This window comes from Sorangium sp. So ce281 (genome assembly GCF_051527395.1).
GTDB lineage: Bacteria > Myxococcota_A > Polyangia > Polyangiales > Polyangiaceae > Sorangium > Sorangium cellulosum_B.
In genome coordinates, this window is sequence record NZ_CP150322.1 from 549,915 (window position 1) to 571,711 (window position 21,797).

Genomic DNA, 21,797 nt, shown 5'->3' on the forward strand with positions numbered 1-21,797 from the left:
CGGGTCCTCAGCGGATGTTGAAGTCGACCGTCATCAGCTGCCCGCCGCGCTCGATCGCGACGGACAGGCGGTTCGCGGTCCGGAGCCGCGCGTAGGCCTCCAGCGCCTTCTGGGGATCGGTGACGTCGAAGCCGTTGATCGACCTCAGGGTGTCTCCGCTCTCCAGCCCGAGCGTCTCCAGCAGCGAGCCTCGCCTGATCCTGAGCTTCAGCCCGACGACCTGGTCGCCTCGTCGCTCCGGGGTCACCCGGGCGGAGCGCATGAGCAGCGCCTGCTGCTCGAGGATCTGATCGACCGCCGCGCGGTCGACGTTGAACTCCGTGGCGCTCACCCGCCGGATGCGGGCGGCGATCTCCGGCGGGATCGCGTTCAGGTTGTTGTCGCTCCCGACCGGCCTCGCCTGAGGCCGAGGCTGCGGCGCGGGCGCCTCCTCGCGCGCGCTCTTCCCGAGCTTCCCGAGCTGCATCTGGCAGCGGGCGCCGCCCGCGGTGATCCAGACGCGGTCCCACGCGATGCGCGTGAGCGTGCCTCCCGCCGCGTCGCCGCCGAGCCGGCGGAGCTGCGTCTGCCCGTCGGGGCCCTCGATGGCCGCGAACGACCACGCCGCGTCCTGCGACGCCGCGATGAGCACCACGCGTCCGGCGTCGCAGGTCGGATCGCTCCACGGATCGCCGTGCGCCGCGGGCGCGCGCTCCTCGGGAGCGCCGCCCGGGGGCGGGAGGAGCGGCCCCGTCGCCGAGTCGAACGGGTTGCGCTGGAGGATCACTTCAGCGCTCGTCGCGTGGAGGCCGTCGCGCAGCGCGGGGCGGGACGCAGGGGGCGTGGAAGCGAGCCTTGCGGCTCTGTCCGGGATGATCGTCCTCCCGATCAAGTGAGACACCCCCGACGCCTGAAAGTAGGCGGCGGACGCGATCATCGTGCCCGCGATCCACAGGAAGTGGTGCTTCACAGCCGCATCCAGGTCCACGGGTCCTGCTCTTTCTGGGGCTCGATCGCCGCCCGCGCGCGGGGCGAGCGCCGCGCGCACGCCAGCGTGCGCGCGGGGCGAGCGCCGCGCGCACGCCGGCGTGGAGGCGACCGTGCACAATGTCGCCACCGACCCTCCCTCTCGGGACGCGCAGCACCGCGCGTGCCGGCCCGTCGCGCCGGAGCGCCCGCGCGAGCGCCTGTCAGCGCGCGCCTTGACCCGAACGGATCGGCGCGCGTCCACGAGCCGCGCGAGCGTCCACGAGCCGCGCGCGCCGCGGCGGCGCTCATCGAGAGGGAGAAGATCGAGAGGAGGAAAGGGTGGGGCAGCGAGCGCCGGCGGGCGGCTCGCTCAGGGCTTCGTGTCGGGCGCCTTGGCGGCGACCGTCGTCCCGGGCTCACCGCGGCCGCGGCGGTACACCCAGGCGGCGAGGACCTTCCGGTCGCTCGCGGAGAGCTTCTCCTCGAACGCCGGCATGTGGCCTTCCAGGTCCTTCGCCATGGCGGCCGGCGGGTAGGCCTTGCCGCTGCCGGGGTTCGTGATCTGCGCCTCGATCCACGCGACCGAGGCCCAGCCGCGGAGCTCGGGGGCGGCCGACTCCTCGTCGTCGGTCTTGCCGTCGAGCCGGTGGCAGCTCGTGCACCGCTGCCGGACCATCTTCTCGCCGGGCGTCCCGGCGCCGGGCTCCCCGCGCGCCTGCCCCTCGAGGAACGCGGCGATCGTCTCCTGGTCGGCCGCGCTCATCGGCGTGAACACCTTCGCCGCCTCGGGATCCGCGGGCGGCTTCACCGCCGACGGCATCATCTCCTTGAACGCCGTCTTGCCGAAGAGGTGGTCGGCGTCGGGATCCCTCAGCACCTCGAGCGCCCAGGCCTTCGTCCCGAACCCGGTGAGGTCCGGCGCCGTCTGCTTGTCCTTGGGCGGGCCGAGATCGTTGAGCCGGTGGCAGCTCGCGCACTCCTTCTTGTAGAGGTCCTCGCCGCGCGTCTCCGGGTCGTTCCGGAGCATCGCGAGCGCTCCCTCGGGCGGGACGCCTTGCTTGAACAGCGCCACCGCGCGCGCGGTCCGCGCGGCGCTCTGCGCCTCCGAGCGCTGGAAGCCCTCGTCCTTCGCGTCCTTCACGAACGACTTCCCCAGCAGGCCGACGGCCCCGAGGCCGATCAAGAACAGCGGCGCGAGCGCCGGCAGCCGCGCGCGGAGCGGGCCGGGCTTCCTGTCGATGAACGGCAGCAGGGCAAGGTACAGCCCGACCACCCCCGGCAGGCCGACGGTCGCGATGAGCTCCAGCGAGCCAGGGAAGTACTTGCGCAGCTCGAAGAGCGGGCGGAAGTACCAGGCGGGGCGGGCGTTGTAGTCGCTGACGGGATCCGCGGGCGCCTCGAGCGGGGCGCCGTGCTCCATGGCCGCGAGATCGAACACGACGACCAGCACGAGCGCCACGGCCAGCAGGATCAGGCCGAGCTGCTTCGGGTAGAACCGATCCGCCTTGCCGAGGTCGGCGCCGTGCGGCGTGCCGAAGCCGTGCCTGCGGAACTGCGCGAAGCTCGCGGCGAGCAGCAAGGCCATGACCGCCGGCAGCACGAAGACGTGCAGGCCGTAGAGCCGCGTCAGCGTCAGGTGGCCGAGCGAGCTCCCGCCGATGACGAGCTGCTGCGTGAACGGCCCGACCACCGGGACCGAGCCCATGATGCCCGTCTCGACGCGCGCGCCCCAGTAGCCGTCCTGGTCCCACGGGAGCGGGTTGCCCGTGAAGGTGAAGCCGAGGATCACGCCGAGCAGGCCGAGGGTCAAAAACCAGCCGATCTCGCGCGGCGCGCGGTACGCCCCGTGGAGCGCGATCCGCGCCACGTGGATCGCGATCAAGATGACGAGCGCCTGCGCTCCGAAGTAGTGGAGGCCTCGGATGAGCCACCCGGCGCGCAGGGTGAAGTTGATGTGCGCGACGCTCGCCCACGCCGTGGTCGCGCTCGGGGCGTACGCCGACATGAGCAGCGCGCCCGTGACGACCTCGACGAGCAGCAGCAGCGCGAGGGCGCCTCCCCACACGTAACCGATGCGCGCGCCGCCGGGGATGGGCGCGTCGAGGAACCGGCGCAGCGGCTCGCGGTGCCCTATGCGCTCGTTCAGCCAGTCACCGAGGCTCATCCTGCGATCTCCTGGAGCTCGGCGACCCCGTCACGGTAGCGCCGGAAGTCCACCTCGAGCCAGCCGTCGACGACCCGCGTCGCGAGCGGATCCATGGGGCGCGGGGACGGCCCCGTCTGAGGCGCACCCGACAGGCCGAAGCGCGACGCGTGGCACGGACAGTTGAAGCTCTTCTTGTCGTCGTTGAGCTCGATCCCGCAGCCGAGGTGGGGGCACGTGGCGCTCATCGCGCGGATCTTCTCGCCCTCCCGGATGACCCAGATCGCGCCGAGCATCTGGTCCTTCGCGACCGTGAAGGCGTCGCGCTCCTCGCCGATCACCTTGAGCCGCCGCGGCTCGCCCGGCGGGAGGTCCGCGAGGCGCCCGACCCGGACCCAGCGCTCGCGCCCGCCCGCGGCGCCGGCGCTGCCTGCGGCGGGAGCCGCGATGAAGCTCGCCGCCGGCACGGCGATCGCGCCGGCGCAGGCCAGACCGCCGATCGCCACGAGCACCTTCAGGGCGCCACGCCGCTCCTCGGGGGCCGGGCCTGCAGACGGCGCGCCGGCGCTCGTGGGCACCCCGTGAGGCCCAGGTTCGTGCGGCAATCCATGTCCGAGGTACCCACCGGCACCAGGTTCCTTTTGCGTCGGCTCTGCCATCTCGTAGGCTCTCCCTCGCTCGCGCCGCTCTCCGAAGGCCGCCCAGACTGGAGCGAGGTCCCCGGCGGCCGAAGCGGACGCAGCATATCGAAAACACAGGCGTAACGTTGAATCCTCGCCATCGCGCACCTCGGGGCGATTGCGCTTCGGCCGGCACAGCCGAAAGTTCTCTCTCCGTTGTCCGGGTCCCGATGCCTCGTCCCGCCGCCGCAGCGCTCGTGATGTTCGCCGTGCTGGGGGCCTCCGCCTGTGCCGCTTCGCGTCAACCGCCGGCGTGTACGCGTCCCGACCTCAGCGGGTGCGCCATCGAGGACGTCTCGTTCGAGGGCGTCGACGTGATCAGCGGCGACGAGCTCGCCGCGCGGATCGCGACGGCCGAGAGCTCGCGCCTCCTCGGCGGCGCGCTCGAGCCCGTGCCGATCCTGAGCGTCTGGGACGCGCTCACGGTCGAGTACGAGCGCTTCGACCGGTTCGTCCTCGAGCGGGACCTGGCCCGCATCGAGCGGTACTACCGCGCGCGCGGGTTCTACGGGGCGCGGGTGCGGGCGGCGCGGGTGCAGCGGTTCGGCGGCCCCGGCAAGCAGGGGCGCGTGCGGGTGCGCATCGTCGTCTCCGAGGGCGCGCCGGTGAAGATCGCGTCGGTGGATCTCGCGTGGCGGGACTGGACCCTGGAGAAGGGCAGGGACATCGGCCGGCCGGTGACCGAGGCGAAGGACGAGCTCAAGGTCGGCGAGCGCCTGGACGAGGCGCGGTACGAGGAGCTCAAGAAGGACCTGCTCCGGGTCCTCACGGATCGCGGCTTCGCCTACGCGAACGTGGAGGGGCACGTCGACGTCGACCTCGTGAAGAACGAGGCGCGGATCCGCTACACGATCGAGCTCGGCCCCGAGTGCAGGTTCGGCAAGGTCAAGCTCGAGGGGCTCGGCGAGCTGCCCGAGGGGCCCGTCAGGACGGCGATCGGCGTCGAGGAGGGCGAGCGCTTCTCGACCGCGGATCTGGCGGACGCAGAGCAGGCGCTCGCCGACTTCGGCGTGTTCGGCGCCGTCGCCGTGAAGCCCGAGCTCGCGCCGCCCGGACAGCCCCAAAACCCGGTCGTCCCCGTGACCTTCTCCGTGCAGCCGGCCGCGCTGCGCGCCGTGAAGCTCGGCGGAGGCGCCGAGGTCGGCTCGCGCGTCGAGGCGCACCTCGTCGCCGGGTGGGAAGATCGCAACTTCCTCGGGGGGCTGCGCCGCTTCAGCGTCGAGGCCCGGCCGGGGCTCGTCTTCTACCCGGTGGAGTTCTCGAACCTGCTCGGCAAGGAGCTCGGGGACACGTTCCGCCTCTTGCCGGAGATCCAGCTCCGGACCGAGCTCCGCCAGCCCGGGGCGATCGAGCGGCGCACGGCCGCGGTGCTGCGCGGCTCGTTCAAGCTCTACTGCCCCCAGACAGGTGAGTTCTGCACCAAGCCGGACAGGCAGGGCGGCGCCGGCGAGGGGGGGGCAGGCGCTGCACCAGGGGCTGCCCAGGAGGCTCCGGAGCACGCGATCGTCGGCTACCGCGAGTACGTCGGCTCCATCGGCGTCGAGCGGCCCTTCCTGAAATCGGACCTGAACGCGGCCCTCCTCTACAACGTCCAGCTGAACAGCCCGTTCACCTACAATTCGGCGCGGCTGCCCTCCGGGTTCGGGACCCTCTTCATCCCTTACCTCCAGGCGCTGGTGTCCTATGACCGCCGGCTGAACGAGGCGGGGAAGCCCGATAGGGTCACCCCCCATCACGGCTATTACATCGCGCTGGACACGCAGCTGGCCGGCCATCTGGCGTTCGACACCGCGATCGCGGAGGCCCTGGTCGGCGAGAAGGCGCAGGACGAGCGGGACAGGCGGTTTCACTCCGCGCGCGACATCCGCCTTCAGCCCGAGTTTCGCGCCTACCTCCCTGTTTCGAGGAGATGGACGCTGGGTTTCCGCTTGATGACCGGCTGGCTGTTCACGGGCGACTACGGCGACGCCTCCGTGGATCCTGCCCGGTGCGACGCCCTCGCGGGCGTGGACAGGGACCGTTGCCGGAGAGACGTGGGGGCCGACCTTCAGCTGATGCAGTTCCGCGGGTTCTTCAGCGGCGGCGCGACCAGCAACCGCGGATACGGGTACAACGAGGTCGGCCCGCACGCCCGCGTGCCGAGCCTGAGGGCCGGCGGCAGCGCCGACGAGGAGGACGCCCCGCTGGTCCCCATCGGAGGCCGTCTGCTGTGGGAGACGAGCCTGGAGCTGCGGATACCGCTCGGCGAGAGCTTCGGTACGGTGATCTTCGCCGACGCCGGCGACGTCACCCGGGAGCACCGGCTGTTCCGCTCGGGAGCGCAGCGCCTGCACCTCTCGGCGGGCTTCGGGCTGCGCTACGTCACGCCGGTCGGACCGCTGCGCTTCGACGTCGGCTACCGCATCCCCTGCTTGCAGGTGCTCGGCGTCTGCAACGAGACAGAGGCAGCAGGCTGGCCCGAGGACGAGCGGCCCCCGGGCAAGCTGTTCGATGTGTTGCCCATCGCCGTGAACCTGGCGATCGGCGAGGCGTTCTGACGTGCGGTGATCCGTCCGGCGGGCGACGGAGGCCCGCGCCTTCAGGCAGGCCGCGGGCGATCAGCCCTCTTCTTCTTCGACGTTCCAGGCGGACAGCGCGGTCATCCCGATGGCGACCGAGCAGAGGCAGCACAGGGCGGGCTCCTCGAACCGGAGCTCGTCGCCGCGCGACCACACGTAGAGGCCGCGCCCGTGCGGTTCTCCCGCGATGGCCCTGTCGCACACGTCGCAGCGGTGCTCGGTTGCGCCTGAGGCTGCTTGGCGCGCACGCAGCGCGTTGTCGGCGATCGCGTCGACCGAGACGCAAATCGGATGGGCCAGTGTCCCCGTGAGCCGGTAATCCGCACTTGCGGTCCCCTCCGGCGTAGGGCAGGGATCCAGGTTCGCGGTCCCCTTCAGAGCGCCTTCAATCACATCCACCTCCGGCGGCAGGGCCGAATCTAGCTCAGGCCGAGACGGGACGCACGAGAAGGCTGCGCCTGAACACCATCAGGCTTGGTCCAGGGCGCAGATGTAGGCGAACGCGTTGGAACGACGCGTCATAACCTGCATGACGCGTCGTTCTTGTGTGCAATGACAGCGGAATTTGGCGGATCAGGCGCTGGCGGACGCGGCCGTCTCGGCGGCGTCCTGGGCGGTGGCCGGGCGGCTGCCGGCCGAGCGGTCGAGAGCGCAGCTCTCTTCGAGCAGCTCGACCACGTCGAGCTGGCGGATCGACTCCTCCTTGGACTGATCCTTGAGGCCGTCGGTGATCATCGTCTGGCAGAACGGGCAGGCGGTCGCGATGGTCTTCGCCTCCGTCTGGAGCAGCTGCAGTGTCCGCTTGACGTTCATGCGGTCCTTGTTCTGCTCCTCCATCCACATCTGCGCGCCGCCGGCGCCGCAGCAGAGCCCCTTCTGCCGGTTCCACCCCTCGGCCTCGACGAGCTGCAACCCGGGGATGCGCTTCAGGATGTCGCGCGGCTGCTCGTACACGTCGTTGTAGCGGCCGAGGTAGCAGGAGTCGTGGAAGACCACCTTCCCCTCGACCGGCTTGCTGGGGACGAGCTTCTTCTCGGCGACCAGGCCGAGCAGGAAGTCGGTGTGGTGCACGACCTCGAACTTCGCGCCGAAGTCGGGGTACTCGTTCGCGAGCGTGTTGAAGCAGTGGGGGCAGGTCGTGACGATCTTCCGGATGCCGCCCTGCTCCTTGTAGCCGTTCAGGGTCGCGGCGTTCTGCTCGGCGAGCATCGCGAAGAGGTACTCGTTGCCCGCGCGGCGCGCCGGATCGCCGGTGCAGGTCTCCTCCTGGCCGAGGATGGCGAAGTCGACGCCGGCGGCCTTCAGGAGCCTGGCGGTCGCGCGGGCGATCTTCTTCGCGCGGTCGTCGTAGCTCGCCGCGCAGCCGACCCAGTAGAGCACGGGGGCCTGCGGCTTCTCGGCCATGGTCGGGATCTCGAGCCCCTCGGCCCAGTTGCCGCGGTCGATGCGCGCGAGGTTCCAGGGGTTGCCGTTGACCTCCATCGCGTTGAACGGATTCCCGAGCTCCGCCGGGAACTCGCCCTTCACGAGGACCAGGTGGCGGCGCATGGAGACGATCTTGTCGACGTAGCTGATCATCACCGGGCACTGCTCCTCGCAGGCCCGGCACGTCGTGCACGCCCAGAGCACGTCCGGATGGACGACGTCCGCCACGAGGTCGACCGGCTTGTACGCGACCTCGGGGATCGGGACCGGGTTCTCCGGCGCCGCCTGCTCCGCGTGCTCCTGCGTCTCCGCCGCCTGCCCGTCCTGCGCCGCCGCCCCGTCGGTCCCGTTCGCCTGCGCCGCGTGGCCGTCGCCGGCGGCGCGCTGCTCGCCTCGCGGGCCGCCCGGCCTGCTGATGAACTCCCCCTCTCGGCCGTACAGGTGATCGCGCAGGTCCAGGGTGAGCTGCTTGGGGCTCAGGATCTTGCCCGTCTTGTGGGCCGGGCAGTTGTCGCTGCAGCGGCCGCACTCGGTGCACGTGTAGAAGTCGAGGATCGCCTTCCAGGTGAAATCCTCGATTCGCGAGACGCCGACCGGGGCCGCCTTCTCGGGCTCCTCGGCCGCCTTCATGACCATCTCGCCGATCGCCTCGGCGGTGCCCGCGACGAGCGGCAGCCGGCCGCGCGCCCCGATGTCGCGCGTGAAGACGTTCGGGATCGACGTGATGATGTGGAAGTGCTTCGAGTGCGGGAGCAGGTTCAGGAACACGAGCACCAGCGTGACGTGCGTCCAGAACCCGATGTGCGCGAGCACGACGAGCGCCCCCGGGCCGGCGCCGCTCAGGAGGACGGCGAACAGCGAGCCCGCCGGGGCCGGGAACAGGTGCCAGCGGAGCGCCGCCGGGTCCGCGGGGACGCCCGCGAACGGGGCCGTCACGGTGGCGACGCGCTCGCAGAGCGCCGCGTCCGCGGGGCCGCACGCCGCCGTGGACCAGCGGTGGTGGAGCACCAGCGAGGCGCCGTCATAGAGCATGTCGCTCACCATCATCGTGACGATGATGCCGAGGATGAGGAGCCCCTCGCCGGACAGGGTCATGCGCCGCTCGCGCTTGATCGCCCGGTAGTAGATGAACACGAGCGCGCCGAGCACGACCAGCGTGGCCATGACGTCCTTCACGAACTCGTAGATTCCGCCGAGCGGCACCGCGCCGATGCCCGGAAGCCGCACCGGCTCGTGCCCCAGGATCCACAGATCGAACGACGGGTCGAAGCCGCGCCCCCACAGGATCAGCGTCCGGAGCAGGAGAACCAGGAATCCGAAGAAGATGAGCTTATGCGCCAGCCCGGCGAGCGGGTAGTAACCCATCTTCCGTTGCCGGAAGGCGTACTCCCAGGTGCCTTTGAGGCGCTCGGCGATCCGGTCGAGCCGGTCTTCCCCGCGCCCGACCTTGAGGAGCTGCCAACGCCGGTTGGCGCTCCACGCAAAGGCGGCGAAGAGGCCGACGAGCAATGTGAGCATCCACGTGGGATTCATTCGCGGGGCGTCTCCAGGTGTAAAATGGCCACATCTTTTAAGGTGGGCGGCTGCCGGACGTCAACCGCGCGGCGGCGCAGGAACGCGCGGGGCTCCTTCGCCGGATTTCTGTTCTTGCAAGGGCGGATACGTCGGTGCGCGCTGGGGCGCCTCGCGCGGCGGGGGCGCGGGCGGCGCGCCGCGCGAACGGCTCAGAGCGTGAACTCGACGCTCTTCTCTTCGGTCGCGGCGGAGGGAGACAGATCGAGCGCCATGCTGTACGACCGCTGGCCGACCCGCGCGCTCAGGCGGACGCGGATGGGGGCCGTCGCGTCGTTCAGCTTGTCGAGCCGCACGACGACGCGGTAGCGGCCACGCGCCGGCTCGCCCTCGGTGAGGAAGACGTTCTCCACGTTCTGCTCCTGGCATTCGCCGCTCACGCGCGGGCAGTCACGGTCCTTCATGAGGCCGCTCGCCGTCGGCTCCCCGACGCGCGCGAGCTCTCCCGCCGGGTCATAGACGTTGAGATCGACGTCGGCCTCGGGCTCCTCCCAGGCGATCGTGAACTGGAGGATCCCGGTGTGGAGCCCGCAGCCCTCGTCGATCACGCCGTTGCAGTTGTTGTCGCGGGCGTCGAAGCAGAGCTCGACGCCCGTCGGTGTGCAGGCGATCTCGAGCCCGACGCCCTCGGGGACCTGGATGTCCTTCGGCTGGAGGGGCGGCCTGGGCGGGGGCGGCGGCACCTCGATGCAGCCGGCGAGGAGCAGGGCGAGGGCGGCGGCGCCGCGCGCCGCGCTGGCGAGGCGCGCGCGGAGGCCGCGAGACGCCGGCAGGCGCGGCGCGGCGCGACGGGCGCGCGGCGCGCGCCGCGGGGGACCGGGGCTTCGCATGGGGGGCTGCATGTTATCCGCCTTCGGGCTCCCGCGGGGCGCCGGCGCTGCGCGTCTCGAGCGCGGGCGGCGCGGGCGGCTTCCGCGGCCTGGGGCCGCGCGGCTTCGGGGGAGGGGGCGGCGTTCCTCCGAGGGGCAGGGGCAGGGGCATGCCCCGCGCGGCCAGGATCTCCGCCGCGTGGGGGACGGTGAGCACCAGCGCGCGCGCGTAGAGCGTGATCTGGTAGGGCTCCGGCAGGTCGCCGGGACGGCCGTTCGTCGCGTGCTCGAGCAGGATCGCCGCGGTGACGCTCACGTTGAGGCTCTCCGCGAAGCCGCGCATCGGGACGCGCACGGCGCGGGCGCAGGCGGCGGCCAGGTCGGGGCGGATGCCGTCGCGCTCGTTGCCGAGCACCAGCGCGAGGCGGGGGATGCTCGAGAGGTCGCGCGGGGTGAGCTCGCCTTCCGGGTGGGTCGCCACGAGCTCGTGCCCCGAGGCGCGGAGCGCGGCGATCGCGGCCTCGGTGGTCGCGTGCGTGCGCACGTCGACCCAGCGCTCGGAGCCGCGCGAGACCGTGTTCGAGACCAGGAACTGCTCGGCCCGCTCGATGATGTGCAGCCGCTGCAGGCCGAACGCGTCGCAGGAGCGGAGCACGGCGGCCCCGTTGTGCGGATCGTGCGGCGCATCCATGGCCACGGTGACGGCGTCGAGCCGCGCCGCGATGACGCCGCGCAGCCGGGCCCTGCGCTCGTTCGTGACGAACTCCTCGAGGATGCGGGCGACGCCCGCGACGTCGAGGGAGTCGAGCGCGGCGAGCAGCCTTCGCTGCTCCTGCGCGACGAACGAGCAATTGGGGGTCGAGCGGCGCATGGCGGGGGGCGCCTCTATAGCAGGTCGATCGCGACCGCGATCCGCTCGCTCTCTGCGTACTCGACCACGGCGCAGTCGCCGGGAGAGCCGTCCTCCCAGGCCAGGCAGACGAAGTCGGCCTCGGCGTCGAGCGCGATCATGGGGTGGTGCCACACGCCGGGGCGATAGGTGATGCCCTGGGCGCCGTGGGCGATGAAGGCGCCGAGCGTCGTGAGCTCGGGCCGGTCGCCGCCGAGGGCCACGACGACGAGGTAGCGCCGCGCGCTCATCGGCACGAACGCCTGGGTCGTGCCGGGGTGCTTCTCGAGCAGGGCGATCGGGAGCGGGAAGCTCGAGCGCGGGGCGCAGCGGAACACCGAGACGTTCAGCGAGGCCTGCCCGGGGCGGAGGTTCTCGATCGCGGCGAGGTGATCGAAGCGCCGCGCCGTCCCCTGGTTGGCAGGCCTGCCGGGCTCGCCGTGCGGCGAGGCCATGAGGATGTCGCCGTACGGCGCATACGCTGCGGGGCTGAGCGAATGGGCTGCGATGCGCGGGCGGTGGCTCATCGTCATGGGCGACTGTGGCGGCGCGCCACGCGTGTGGCTTCCCTGAGGCCCTCCTGCGCGGTGCGTGGAGCGCGCCGGCCGAGGGCACGACAGGGAAAGGGTATCACGTCGCGGGCCCGCCGCAGCGCGCCAGCCCGCCGCGAGCGCCATGGGGCCGGGTTTTGCAAGGCGCCTCGCGACGCAACCCCGGCGGGTAATGCAAGCGACCCTGGAGCCAGTCATGCGGATTGTTCACAAATCGACATTTCGGAAGCGCCTCGCGGTGGCCTCCCTGTTCCTGGCGGTGCTCGCCGTCATGACGTCCGTCGTCGGCTGCCAGCGCTACGACGTGCTGGTCGAGAAAGATCAGATCGCGGCCCAGAAATGGTCCGATCTCGAGGCAGATCTCCAGCGGCGCTACGACCTGGTCCCGAACCTGGTGGCGGTCGTGAAGGGGTCGGCCAAGCACGAGGAGCAGACGCTGGCGAGCGTCGCCGAGGCGCGCGCCCGCGCGACCAGCGTCCAGCTCAAGGCCGACGATCTGACGGATCCGGAGAAGGTGCAGGCCTTCCAGAAGGCGCAGGAGCAGCTCAGCGGCTCGCTCTCGCGGCTCCTCATGGTGCAGGAGCAATACCCTGATCTCAAGGCGAACCAGGGCTTCCACGGCCTCCAGGTCCAGCTGGAGGGGATCGAGAACCGGATCCTCCGAGCGCGCCAGGAGTACAACCAGGCGGCGCGCGAGTACAACGCGGAGCTCCTGAAGATCCGGGGCCAGGTGGTGAACAAGGCGACGGGCCAGCCGTTCAAGCCGCGCGTCTATTTCACCGCCTCTCCCGAGGTCCAGTCGGCGCCGAAGGTCTCGTTCTGATGAGGGGCGCGGCGATGCGCCGGATCGGCACGAGCGGGGCGCGGCTGCGCGCCGTGGCCAGAGCCGTCGCGGCCGCGCTCGCGCTGGTCTGCGCGCTCGTCGCGCGGCCGGCCCTGGCCGACTTCACGCCGCCGGCGCTCACGGGGCACGTCGTCGACACCGCCGGGCGGCTCGATCCGTCCGACATCCGCGCCCTCGACGCGAAGCTCGATCGCATCCGCCGCGAGACAGGGTTCGAGATCGTCGCCTTCGTGGCCGGCTCCCTCGAAGGCGAGACGATCGAGGACGTCGCCTACGAGGCCTTCAACACCTGGCAGCTCGGCCAGCGCGGGGCCGACAACGGCGTTCTCCTCGTGATCGCCCCGAACGAGCGGCGCGTCCGGATCGAGACGGGCAAGGGCGTGGGAGGTGCGCTCACGGATCTCCAGTCGAACGACATCATCCGGCAGACCATCAACCCGCTGCTCAGGCAGGATCGATTCCGCGACGCCATCGACCAGGGAACGGCAGAGATCGCCAGGACGCTCGTCGCCGGGACACCCGAGGCGGAACGGCGGCCGGCGCCCGGCGCCCGGCCGGCGCCCGCCCCGGTCTCGCCGATCCAGGTCGGCGTGACGGTCGTCGCCATCGTGGCGGCGCTCGTGCTCGCGCTGGTTTCGCCCTCCTTCCGCTGGTTCCTGTGGCTCGTCCTCCAGGCGATCCTCTTCCGAGGCGGCGGTGGCGGCCGCAGCGGCGGCGGCGGATCCGGGTTCGGCGGCGGCGGCGGCGGTCGCTCCGGCGGGGGCGGATCCAGCGATAGCTACTGAGCCGCTGCGCGCCGCCCCTTCACCCTGTGCAGGACGGATCGGGCCGATCGGTCGGCGTCCGCGCCGGCCTTTCGATCCGTCGCTGTGCTCACCCCTGGCGTGACCGGGCGGGCACACGCGACATCGACGCCGGCGCGGCGCGCGTCGAGCCGAGCGGAGATTCCAGGGCGCGCGCGATCTCCCGCTGCGCGCTGACCAGGCGACGCTACGCTCTCGTCATGGCTGCTGCCCTGCGCCCTGTCTTTGTCGTCGATGCTGTCCGGACCCCTATCGGCCGTTACGCCGGCGCCCTGGCGACGGTCCGCCCCGACGATCTCGCGGCGCACGTCCTCGACGCGCTCGTGCGGCGCAACCCTTCGCTCGCGCCGCGCCTCGATCACGTCGTCTTCGGCGCGACGAACCAGGCCGGAGAGGACAACCGCAATGTCGCGCGCATGGCCGCGCTGCTCGCCGGTCTCCCTTACGAAGTCCCGGGCGTCACGGTGAATCGCCTCTGCGGCTCGGGGCTCGAGGCGGTGGCCGACGCCGCGCGGATGATCGCCACCGGCGAGACCGACTGCGCGATCGCGGGGGGCGTCGAGAGCATGACGCGCGCGCCGTTCACGATGCCCAAGCAGGCCGAGCGCTTCGAGCGGAGCGCGCCGACCGTCTACGATACGACCCTCGGCTGGCGCTATCCGAACGCGCGGATGGCCGCGCGGTTCGAGCTCCAGTCGATGGGGGAGACGGCCGAGAACGTGGCCAAGAAGCACGGCATCAGCCGCGACGAGCAGGATCGGTTCGCGCTCCTCTCGCACGAGCGCGCCACGCTCGCCTGGGAGTCGGGGGGCTTCGCCGCCGAGGTGGTCCCCGTGCTCGTCCCCCAGAAGAAGGGCGATCCCGTCCTGTTCGAGCGCGACGAGGGCGTGCGCGCCGACGCCTCGCTCGAGGCGCTGTCGAAGCTCAAGCCGGCCTTCCGCGAGGGCGGGACCGTCACGGCGGGCAACTCGTCGCCCCTCAACGACGGCGCCGCGGCCCTCCTGCTCGCCTCGGGCGACGCCGTGCAGGCCGCCGGCGCGACGCCGCGCGCGCGGGTGATCGCGACGGCGACCGCCGGGGTGGATCCCAACCTCATGGGGGAGGGGCCGATCCCGGCCGTGAAGAAGCTCCTCCAGCGGACCGGGCTGCGCGTCCCCAACGTGGACCTCTTCGAGCTCAACGAGGCGTTCGCGGCGCAGGCGCTCGCGTGCTCGCGCGCGCTCGAGCTCGACCCGGCGCGCGTCAACGTCCGCGGCGGAGCGATCGCGCTCGGGCACCCGATCGGCTGCTCGGGCGCGCGCATCGCCTGCACCCTCGTGCATGCGATGCGCGCGCGCGGCGCCAAGGTCGGGGTCGCCTCGCTGTGCATCGGCGTCGGCCAGGGCATCGCGACGCTCTTCGAGCGCGCGTGAGGTCATTTCGCCGCTCGTTCGCGGCGCCAGATGAGATAAGACCGCCGCAGCAGAACGCAGGAAGGGGGGCCCGCGGCTCACCTCCCTCGGCTGACGGCGCCGCCTCGGCGGCCAAGAACTGACGGCGCCGCCTCGGCGGCCAAAAAAAGGAGAAGGCCTGATGGAATTCCCCCCGATCAACGTGCCCGGCACCGGCAAGCTCCACGCTCGGCTCAAGACCTCGCTCGGTGACATCACGGTCCGGCTCGAGGAGGAGGGCGCCCCCAACACGGTCAAGAACTTCGTCGGCCTCGCCACGGGCACCATCAACTGGACCGATCCGAAGACCGGCCAGGGGATGCAGGGGACTCCCTGCTACGACGGCGTCCGCTTTCACCGGGTGATCTCGGGGTTCATGATCCAGTGCGGCGACCCGCTCTCGCGCTACCCGGACAAGGCGCAGCTCTGGGGCACGGGCGGCCCCGGGTACAAGTTCGCCGACGAGTTCAACCCCTCGCTACGGCACGAGGGCGCCGGCGTGCTCTCCATGGCCAACGCCGGCAAGAACACGAACGGCGCGCAGTGGTTCATCACCGACGGGCCGACGCCGCACCTCGACAACCGCCACACGGTGTTCGGCAAGGTCGTGGGCGGGCAGGACATCGTCAACCGCATCGCCAACGTGGCGACCACGCGCGATCGGCCCAACCAGGACGTCGTCCTCGAGCGCGTCGAGATCTTCCGGCAGTAGGCGCGCTGCGCGCCGCGCGGCGCCGTTCAGCGCCGCGCGGCCAGCGCGGTGCTTCGCTCGTTCAGCGGGCGCAGCAGACGGTGATCCTGTCGTCGCCTTCCTCGACCTCGCCGCTGGGGGCGCCGCCGCGCGGCTGGCAGCTGCCGCTTCCGGTCACCTCGATCGACACCGAGGCGGCGGGGGGCGGGTCGTCGACGCAGGCCCCGTTGAACGGCACGGTCTCACCGGGCCCCCGGCAGCGGCTCTGCTCGAAGAGCGTCAGCGTCGCCGCGCAGCGCACGCCGCCCGTGTCGCACGTGCATCGCGTGCAGCCGCGGTCGTCGACCATCGAGCTCGCGAACACGTGTCGTTCGCCGAACCCCTCGGGGCAGCTCCGCTCGCCGTCGCGCCAGACGCAGGCGCCCTGCTCGAACGGCGCATCGATCTCTCGCGGGGCGCAGGCCTCGTCGGCCTCACATCCGCCGGCGTCCGACGCGGCGGCGCACACGAGCCCCTCGATCCCGAAGCGCGGCGGCGGCAACGTCGCCTCGCCGCCCGCCGGAGCGCACGTCGCCGAATCCACGCCGGGCGCCTCGCCGCTGTAGCTGCCGGCCTGGAAGTCACCGCCGATGTTGATGCAGTCCTCCGTCTGCACCGGCAGCGTCACGTCCGCCCCGCCACACGCGCCACGCGTGTACACCGTGACCGCGGGCGTCTCGCACGCCACGGTCGGCGCCCCGCACGCGCACGGGCTGCAGGTCGCGGGTGTGTCGACGGGATCGCGGCCGCCCACGTCCACCCGCTCGGGGAAGCCCTCGGGGCAGGCGACGTCCGCGGCCTCGGGGCCCTGGTACAGGAGGCCGGGCCCTTGCCAGCCCTCGGGCACGGCGACGCAGGCGAACCCGCCGCAGTCGTCGTCGGCGCAGTCGACGGCGCCGTCGCCGTCGTCATCCTCGCCGTTGGTGCACCGCTCGCCGCCGCCGGCGCCGCTGCTGCTGGTCGTGGTGCTCCCAGCCGACGTCTGGCCTCCTCCAGCTCCGCCCGAGCTGCTGGCAGCTCCGCCCGAGCTGCTGGCCCCGCCGGAGCCGCTCCCGGACGGTCCCGGGAAGAGCTCGGGCTCGAACTGGTCGAAGTCCTGGGTGCAGGCGCTCGCCGCGAGGAGAGCGACGAGCGCGGTGACGCTTTGGAAGGCAGAGCGGCGCAACACGACCTCCGGGATCGGCGGGCTTCGCCTCGGTTCGAAGGAGCCCGACCGACGGTACCACGAAGCGCCCGCCCGCACGGCGAGCTCCGCAGCCGGCAATCCCGGTGCCCCTTCGCCCCGTCCGAAGCGCGCCTGCCGCGACGCTCCTTGCTGCGCCGCGCCCCGTGCGCTGCGTCATCCGCGCGGGAGCGCGCGGGGATCGCCCGACCAGAGCGATGCGAGCGTCTCGATCTCCCGCGCGAGCTCCTCCGTCGCCTTGTGAGCGAGCCGCGCCCGCTCTGCGACGAGCGCCTCGATGACGGGCGCGCGCGCGTCGGGCGCCAGCTCCTCCGCTCTCCTCATCTGCGCGAGCGCCTCGTCGGCGTCGTGCAGCTGGCCGAGGCGGCGCTGCATCCGTGACGCGGATTTCGCGGTGCGCTCGGCGCGCTCTCCGAAGAGCGGCGAGAACGTCTCCGCGGAGTAGCGCAGCCGCTTGAAGCGGATCCGGAGCGCGTGCATGGCCGCGCCGTCGCCCGGGTCGCTCGCGGCGAGCGCGCGCACGTCGTCCAGGGCATCACCGATCGCTCGCCTCGCGAGCGCCTCGGCGCCGCGCTTCCTCGCTTTCCGGCGCGAGATGAGCCGCTCGAGGCGCGCGAGGTGATGCTCCAGCCGGGGCCGCTCGCCCGCGGCCGGCGCGTCGGCCTGCGTCGCGCCCGCGTCGCCCGCTGGCGGATCGGCCTGCGTCGCGCCCGCGTCGCCCGCTGGCGGATCGGCCTGGGTCGCGCCCGCGTCGTCCGGGCGATCCTGCCGGAGCAGCTCGACGACGTGGGTCCTCGCCTCGCGCTCGCGGCCCGCGCGCTGCGCGACCCATCCTGCGACGGCCGCCCGGGCCGCCTCGTCCAGATCGAGCGCGGTGAGCGTCTCGCGCAGCACCTCCTCGTCGCGCAGCGCGCCGGTCGCCCGCGCGAACTCACGGAGCCCTTCGGCCACGGGGCGGAGCCGCCTCCTGCCGTAGATGCGTCGCGCCGGCTTGAGCAGCGTCCGGAGCCGGCGAAGCGAGACCCGGAAGTCGTGCACCGCCTCCGCGTCCGGCTCCGCGCTCTCGCCCTGCTCGCTCGCGGCGACGACGCGCCGCGCATCGGCGCGGACGCGCTCGATGTGGGAGAGCAGCACTGGACCCAGGAAATCTCGCGCGGAGAGCCTCTCGCCGCCGCCGCCGCCGCCGGCTCCGGCGCCACCGCCGCCCGAGGGCGGGGGGCTCCCCTCGAGCGGCGTCACAGGCGCGTGAGCGCCACCGTCACCAGCGGGCGCCTCCCGAGCTTCGCCTCGAGCGTCCGGCGCGCCGCGAGCCGGGCGATCTCGATGATGTCGTTGTCACGTCGCCGCGCGCGCGGCTCGCAGTCGTTCACCGCCTGCGCGACCGCGCGCGCCGCGGCCCTCAGCGCGCCGCCCTCGAGCTCCCCGGTGACCCCGCGGGCGAGGACCTGCGGCGGCGCCGCGAGGGCGCCGTGCACATCGACGACCAGCGACACGAAGGCCACCCCGGAGCGACCGAGGTTCGCTCGCTCCCGGAGGACCTCCTCCCCGAGCTCCTCGCCGCCCGCCGTCGCCACCCGGCCGGCGACGGCCCGGCCGCTCCGGCCGAGCGGCTGCGTCTTGCCGATCTCGACGACGTGGCCGTTCTCGGCGACGAGCACCTCGGACACGCCGCGCTCCCGCGCGAGCTCCGCGTGCCGCGTCAGGTGGTGCAGCGCGCCGTGCACGGGGAGGAAGCCGCGCGGCTGGGTGAGGTCGATCATGCGCGCCTGCTCCGTCCGGTGCGCGTGCCCGCTCGCGTGGACGCGCCGATCCGTCGACCACGTCACGAGCTCGACGCCGAGGCGGAGCAGCCCGGCCATCATGTCGACGACCGGGCGGTCGTTGCCCGGGATGACGCGGCTCGAGAGCACCACCCGATCCCCCTCTTCGAGGCGCAGGTGCGGGTGCGTCCCCGAGGCGAACCGCGTCAGCGTGGAGGCCCGCTCGGCCTGCGTGCCGCTCGCGATGACGAGGAGCCGCTCGCGCGGCATCGAGGAGGCGACCTCGGGCGGGACGAGCAGGTCGCTCGGCCACGGGAGCCTCCCCACGGTCTGCGCGGCCCGCACGTGCGTCTGCACGCTGCGGCCGAGCAGGCAGATCTTGCGGCGCGCGCGGATCGCGGCCTGACCGAGGGCGAGGAGGCGCTGGATGTTCGAGGCGAAGACGCCGACCACGACGCGCGCCGGCGCGGTCTCGACGAGCTCCGCCAGCGCGTGGGCGACGGCGCGCTCGCTCCCCGCCTCGCCGGGCGAGTCCACGTTGGTGCTGTCGGACAGGAGCAGCCGGACGCCGGCGTCGCCGAGCGCGCGGAAGCGGGCCTCGTCGGTCGGCTCGCCGTCGAGCGGCGTCGGGTCCAGCTTGAAGTCCCCGGTATGGACGACGAGCCCCGCGGCCGTGTGGATCGCGAGCGCCGTCGCGTCGACGATCGAGTGCGTCACCCGGAGCGGCTCCACGACGAAGCCGCCGATCGCGACCTCGCGCCCGACCTGCGTGGGCAGCAGGCGCACCTTGTCCTCGAGCGCGTGCTCCGCGAGCCGGTAGCGCACCAGCTCCAGCGCGTGCGGCGGGCCCCAGACCGGGACGTCGAGGTGACGCAGGAGGAACGGCAGCCCGCCGATGTGGTCCTCGTGGCCGTGCGTCAGCACGATGCCGCGCACCTGATCGCGGAGCGCGAGCACGTGATCGAAGCGCGGGTGGTACACGTCGACGCCGAGGTCCGTGCTCGGGAACGTCACCCCGCAGTCGATGAGCAGCAGCCCATCCGCCTGCTGGAGCGCGAGGCAGTTCATCCCCACCTCGCCGAGCCCTCCGAGGGGCACGAGCCGCAGGGTGGACGGCGGTGGCAGGGGGAGCTGGCTCGGGGCGGGGGCGCTCTGCTCGGGATGCACGTTCGGTGGAGGGGGTCTGCCACCCAGGGCGCCGGGGGCCTACGGCCCGCGGCTTGCTGGGCTGGTCTGAAAGAGAGAGGACGACTTCTTCAAGACGTAACCCACATCGGCTCGCCGTCCCCTTCGAAACTTGGAGCGACAGTGTAGCCACAGGGTGGGCCCTTGCGTCACGCTCTCTCTTTCCAGTTCCAGCGCCGGGGCCAGGCGAACGCCGACCTCACCGCCGGATCCCGCGCCGCGCGGACCGGTTCCTGCACACCCTGTCTCCCTCCCCACCCCATCGTGACCGCCGGCGGACGCCGAGCCGCCTCTCCGTCGCCTGTCCCCCTGATTCCGAGGAGCCTCCGGTGATCGCTGCCCTGCTCGTCAATGTCCTCCGCCTGCTGCTGCTCCCCGTCAGCGCGCTCCGCTGGGCGTTTGCTGCACCTCGGGGCGGGTATGTCGTCCTCGAAATCGACGGCCGCGTGGTCGACCTGCAGCCCCCCCGGGTCCGCCTCGCGCTCCCGTGGCGCCGGAGGAAGAGGGCTCCGCTCTCGGTGGAGCGCGTCCGCGAGCTCGGCAAGCACCTGATGAGGGATCCGCGCCCGGCGGGGCTGCTCCTCCGGATGCGGTCGGTGCACGCGGGGCCGGCGGTCGCGGCCTCGCTGCGGGACGCGCTCCTCGAGATCCGGGCGGGGGGCAAGGACATCGTCGCCTACCTGCCGATGGGCGCCGACACCACGACGCTCCTGCTCGCCTCGGCCGCGCGGGCCATCGTCGTCGGGCCCGAGACGATGGTGTCGCCGCTCGGGTTCGCGGTGGAGGGCCGCTACGTGCGCCGCGCGCTGGAGCAGATCGGCGTCGAGCCCGAGGTGTTCGCGAAGGGGATGTACAAGAACGCCGGCGAGGTGCTCGTGCGGGACACGATGAGCGCCGCGCAGCGCGAGCAGGTGGGCGCCCTGCTCGACGGGCGCCTCGGGGACCTGACCGCGGCGCTCGCCCAGGGGCGCCGCGTCGATCGCGAGACGGCCGCGCTGTGGATCGACGAGGCCCCCTTCGGCGCGGAGCAGGCCGTCGCGCGGGGCATCGTCGACGCGGTCGCGTACGAGGACGAGCTCGATCACATGCTCGCGGCGGGGTCGCTCCCCTGCGCGACCGCTGCGCCGCGCCGCGCCGAGATCGGCGCCGAAGACGCGGACCGCGCATCGGGTGGAGGCGGCGGAGGCGCTCGCGCTGCAGCGCGGCATTCGAAGAAGCGCCTCGTGTCGGCGGACCGCTACCTGGGCGCGCGGCGCGCCCTCTCGATGACGCCGGTGTGGCCTCGGCCCATCCTCGGCGTCGTCGAGGTGCACGGCGCGATCGTCAGCCGCGCCCGCTTCCGGGGCGCCTCCCTGGCCAGCGAGGAGCGGCTCGTCGCGAGCCTGCGCGCGGCGCGGCAGAACCCGCGCGTCCAGGGGGTCATCCTCCACATCGACTCGCCGGGCGGCTCCGCGCTCGCGTCCGACAGGATCCACCACGAGGTCACCCGCCTCGCGGAGGTGAAGCCCGTCGTGGCGTGCCTGTCGAACGTGGCGGCGAGCGGCGGCTACTACGTGGCGGCGGCCGCGCACGCGATCGTCGCGCAGCCGCAGACGATCACGGGGAGCATCGGCGTGGTCTCGGCGCGCTTCGCGCTCGGTCCGCTGCTCGAGCGCCTCGGCGTCTCGACCGACGTCGTGAAGCGCGGCGCGCGGGCCGACCTGTTCTCGCCGTCGCGCAAGCTCGACGCGGGGGAGCGGGCGGTGGTGGAGCGCGAGCTCGACGCGATCTATGCCGCGTTCCTCCGCGTCGTCGCCCGCGGCCGCCGCCGCCCGGTCGAGGAGATCGAGCCGCTCGCGCAGGGGCGCGTCTACAGCGGCGCCGACGCGCAGGCGCGCGGCCTCGTCGACATGCTCGGCGGGTTCGAGCGGGCGCTCCACGAGCTGCGCCAGATGATCGGGCCCAAGGCGGCGGCCATCGAGCCGGCCATCGTGCGCGCGTCGCGGTACATCCCACCTCCACCGCTGCTGCCGGCGCCGGTGCCCACGCTGCTCCAGCTCCTCGGGCTTCGAGGGATCGCCCAGGAGGTGGCGCTCGCCGTCCACTGCGAGGGGGAGCGGGTGCTCGCGTATTGCGCGGAGGCCGGCGACCTGGACTAGGCGGCGACGGCCGGGGGACCACGCCGCGCCCGGCGCGCGCCCGCGCCTTGCCCGGCTCCGTGGAAGAGCGGGTGGTTGGTTGGCGCATTCCCGGGAAGAGGCGGATTTTCTCGCGGGAGAAGCTGTGCGTAATCTGTGCGCCCGGTGGG

17 protein-coding genes are annotated in these 21,797 nt (G+C 72.8%); 6 read left to right on the top strand and 11 right to left on the bottom strand.

Annotated elements, in window-relative coordinates:
* Positions 1-7 precede the first annotated feature (7 nt).
* From gspC to WMF27_RS01985, 3 genes are all read right to left on the bottom strand, one after another.
* Entirely contained in the window at positions 8-967 is a 960-nt protein-coding gene (gene gspC / locus WMF27_RS01975; RefSeq protein WP_437761950.1) for a type II secretion system protein GspC, read from the bottom strand.
* 351 nt (positions 968-1,318) lie between these two features.
* The gene (locus WMF27_RS01980; protein ID WP_437761949.1) at positions 1,319-3,112 is read right to left on the bottom strand and encodes a cytochrome b N-terminal domain-containing protein; all 1,794 of its coding nucleotides are present in this window, start codon (positions 3,110-3,112) and stop codon (positions 1,319-1,321) included.
* Complete coding sequence (locus WMF27_RS01985) at positions 3,109-3,669, bottom strand: ubiquinol-cytochrome c reductase iron-sulfur subunit (RefSeq protein WP_437761948.1); 561 nt, start codon at positions 3,667-3,669, stop codon at positions 3,109-3,111. Before WMF27_RS01985 ends, WMF27_RS01980 begins: the two co-directional genes overlap by 4 nt.
* A gap of 272 nt (positions 3,670-3,941) precedes the next feature.
* Here WMF27_RS01985 and WMF27_RS01990 point away from each other — a divergent pair, with 272 nt between their 5' ends.
* Positions 3,942-6,308 (top strand): autotransporter assembly complex protein TamA, encoded by a 2,367-nt coding sequence (locus tag WMF27_RS01990; RefSeq protein WP_437761947.1) that lies wholly within the window; start codon positions 3,942-3,944, stop codon positions 6,306-6,308.
* Positions 6,309-6,368: 60 nt separating this feature from the next.
* Here WMF27_RS01990 and WMF27_RS01995 read toward each other — a convergent pair whose 3' ends face one another.
* The 5 genes from WMF27_RS01995 to WMF27_RS02015 form a co-directional block, all read right to left on the bottom strand.
* On the bottom strand, positions 6,369-6,533 hold the full coding sequence (locus WMF27_RS01995; RefSeq protein WP_157906386.1) for a hypothetical protein: 165 nt from the start codon (positions 6,531-6,533) through the stop codon (positions 6,369-6,371).
* 369 nt (positions 6,534-6,902) lie between these two features.
* Positions 6,903-9,272: a (Fe-S)-binding protein gene (locus tag WMF27_RS02000; RefSeq protein ID WP_437761946.1), complete on the bottom strand. Its 2,370-nt coding sequence runs from the start codon at positions 9,270-9,272 to the stop codon at positions 6,903-6,905.
* 206 nt (positions 9,273-9,478) lie between these two features.
* Positions 9,479-10,156: a hypothetical protein gene (locus WMF27_RS02005; protein ID WP_437761945.1), complete on the bottom strand. Its 678-nt coding sequence runs from the start codon at positions 10,154-10,156 to the stop codon at positions 9,479-9,481.
* A 13-nt stretch (positions 10,157-10,169) separates the two neighbouring features.
* Positions 10,170-11,006 carry a TrmH family RNA methyltransferase gene (locus WMF27_RS02010; RefSeq protein WP_437761944.1) on the bottom strand — a complete coding sequence of 279 codons (837 nt, stop codon included), beginning with the start codon at positions 11,004-11,006 and terminating at the stop codon, positions 10,170-10,172.
* A 14-nt stretch (positions 11,007-11,020) separates the two neighbouring features.
* Entirely contained in the window at positions 11,021-11,551 is a 531-nt protein-coding gene (locus tag WMF27_RS02015) for an ureidoglycolate lyase (protein WP_437761943.1), read from the bottom strand.
* Between the two features lie 220 nt (positions 11,552-11,771).
* On the opposite strand from WMF27_RS02015, the gene WMF27_RS02020 reads away from it, so the two are divergent.
* The 4 genes from WMF27_RS02020 to WMF27_RS02035 all read left to right on the top strand — a co-directional run bounded on the left by WMF27_RS02020 (position 11,772) and on the right by WMF27_RS02035 (position 15,364).
* Positions 11,772-12,398: a LemA family protein gene (locus WMF27_RS02020; RefSeq protein WP_437761942.1), complete on the top strand. Its 627-nt coding sequence runs from the start codon at positions 11,772-11,774 to the stop codon at positions 12,396-12,398.
* Positions 12,398-13,204, top strand: coding sequence for a TPM domain-containing protein (locus WMF27_RS02025; protein ID WP_437761941.1), 807 nt, complete (start codon positions 12,398-12,400; stop codon positions 13,202-13,204). Before WMF27_RS02020 ends, WMF27_RS02025 begins: the two co-directional genes overlap by 1 nt.
* 218 nt (positions 13,205-13,422) lie before the next feature.
* The gene (locus tag WMF27_RS02030) at positions 13,423-14,634 is read left to right on the top strand and encodes a thiolase family protein (RefSeq protein WP_437761940.1); all 1,212 of its coding nucleotides are present in this window, start codon (positions 13,423-13,425) and stop codon (positions 14,632-14,634) included.
* A gap of 160 nt (positions 14,635-14,794) precedes the next feature.
* A complete protein-coding gene (locus tag WMF27_RS02035; protein ID WP_437761939.1) occupies positions 14,795-15,364 on the top strand; it encodes a peptidylprolyl isomerase in 570 nt (189 codons plus the stop codon).
* A 61-nt stretch (positions 15,365-15,425) separates the two neighbouring features.
* On the opposite strand, the gene WMF27_RS02040 is transcribed toward WMF27_RS02035, so the two are convergent.
* From WMF27_RS02040 to WMF27_RS02050, 3 genes are all read right to left on the bottom strand, one after another.
* Positions 15,426-16,547 (bottom strand): hypothetical protein, encoded by a 1,122-nt coding sequence (locus WMF27_RS02040; RefSeq protein ID WP_437761938.1) that lies wholly within the window; start codon positions 16,545-16,547, stop codon positions 15,426-15,428.
* A 174-nt stretch (positions 16,548-16,721) separates the two neighbouring features.
* On the bottom strand, positions 16,722-17,804 hold the full coding sequence (locus WMF27_RS02045; RefSeq protein ID WP_437761937.1) for a CHAD domain-containing protein: 1,083 nt from the start codon (positions 17,802-17,804) through the stop codon (positions 16,722-16,724).
* A complete protein-coding gene (locus WMF27_RS02050) occupies positions 17,801-19,492 on the bottom strand; it encodes a ribonuclease J (RefSeq protein WP_437761936.1) in 1,692 nt (563 codons plus the stop codon). The genes WMF27_RS02045 and WMF27_RS02050 overlap by 4 nt, the downstream gene beginning before the upstream one ends.
* 347 nt (positions 19,493-19,839) lie before the next feature.
* Here WMF27_RS02050 and sppA point away from each other — a divergent pair, with 347 nt between their 5' ends.
* Positions 19,840-21,648, top strand: coding sequence for a signal peptide peptidase SppA (gene sppA / locus WMF27_RS02055; protein WP_437761935.1), 1,809 nt, complete (start codon positions 19,840-19,842; stop codon positions 21,646-21,648).
* Positions 21,649-21,797 lie beyond the last annotated feature (149 nt).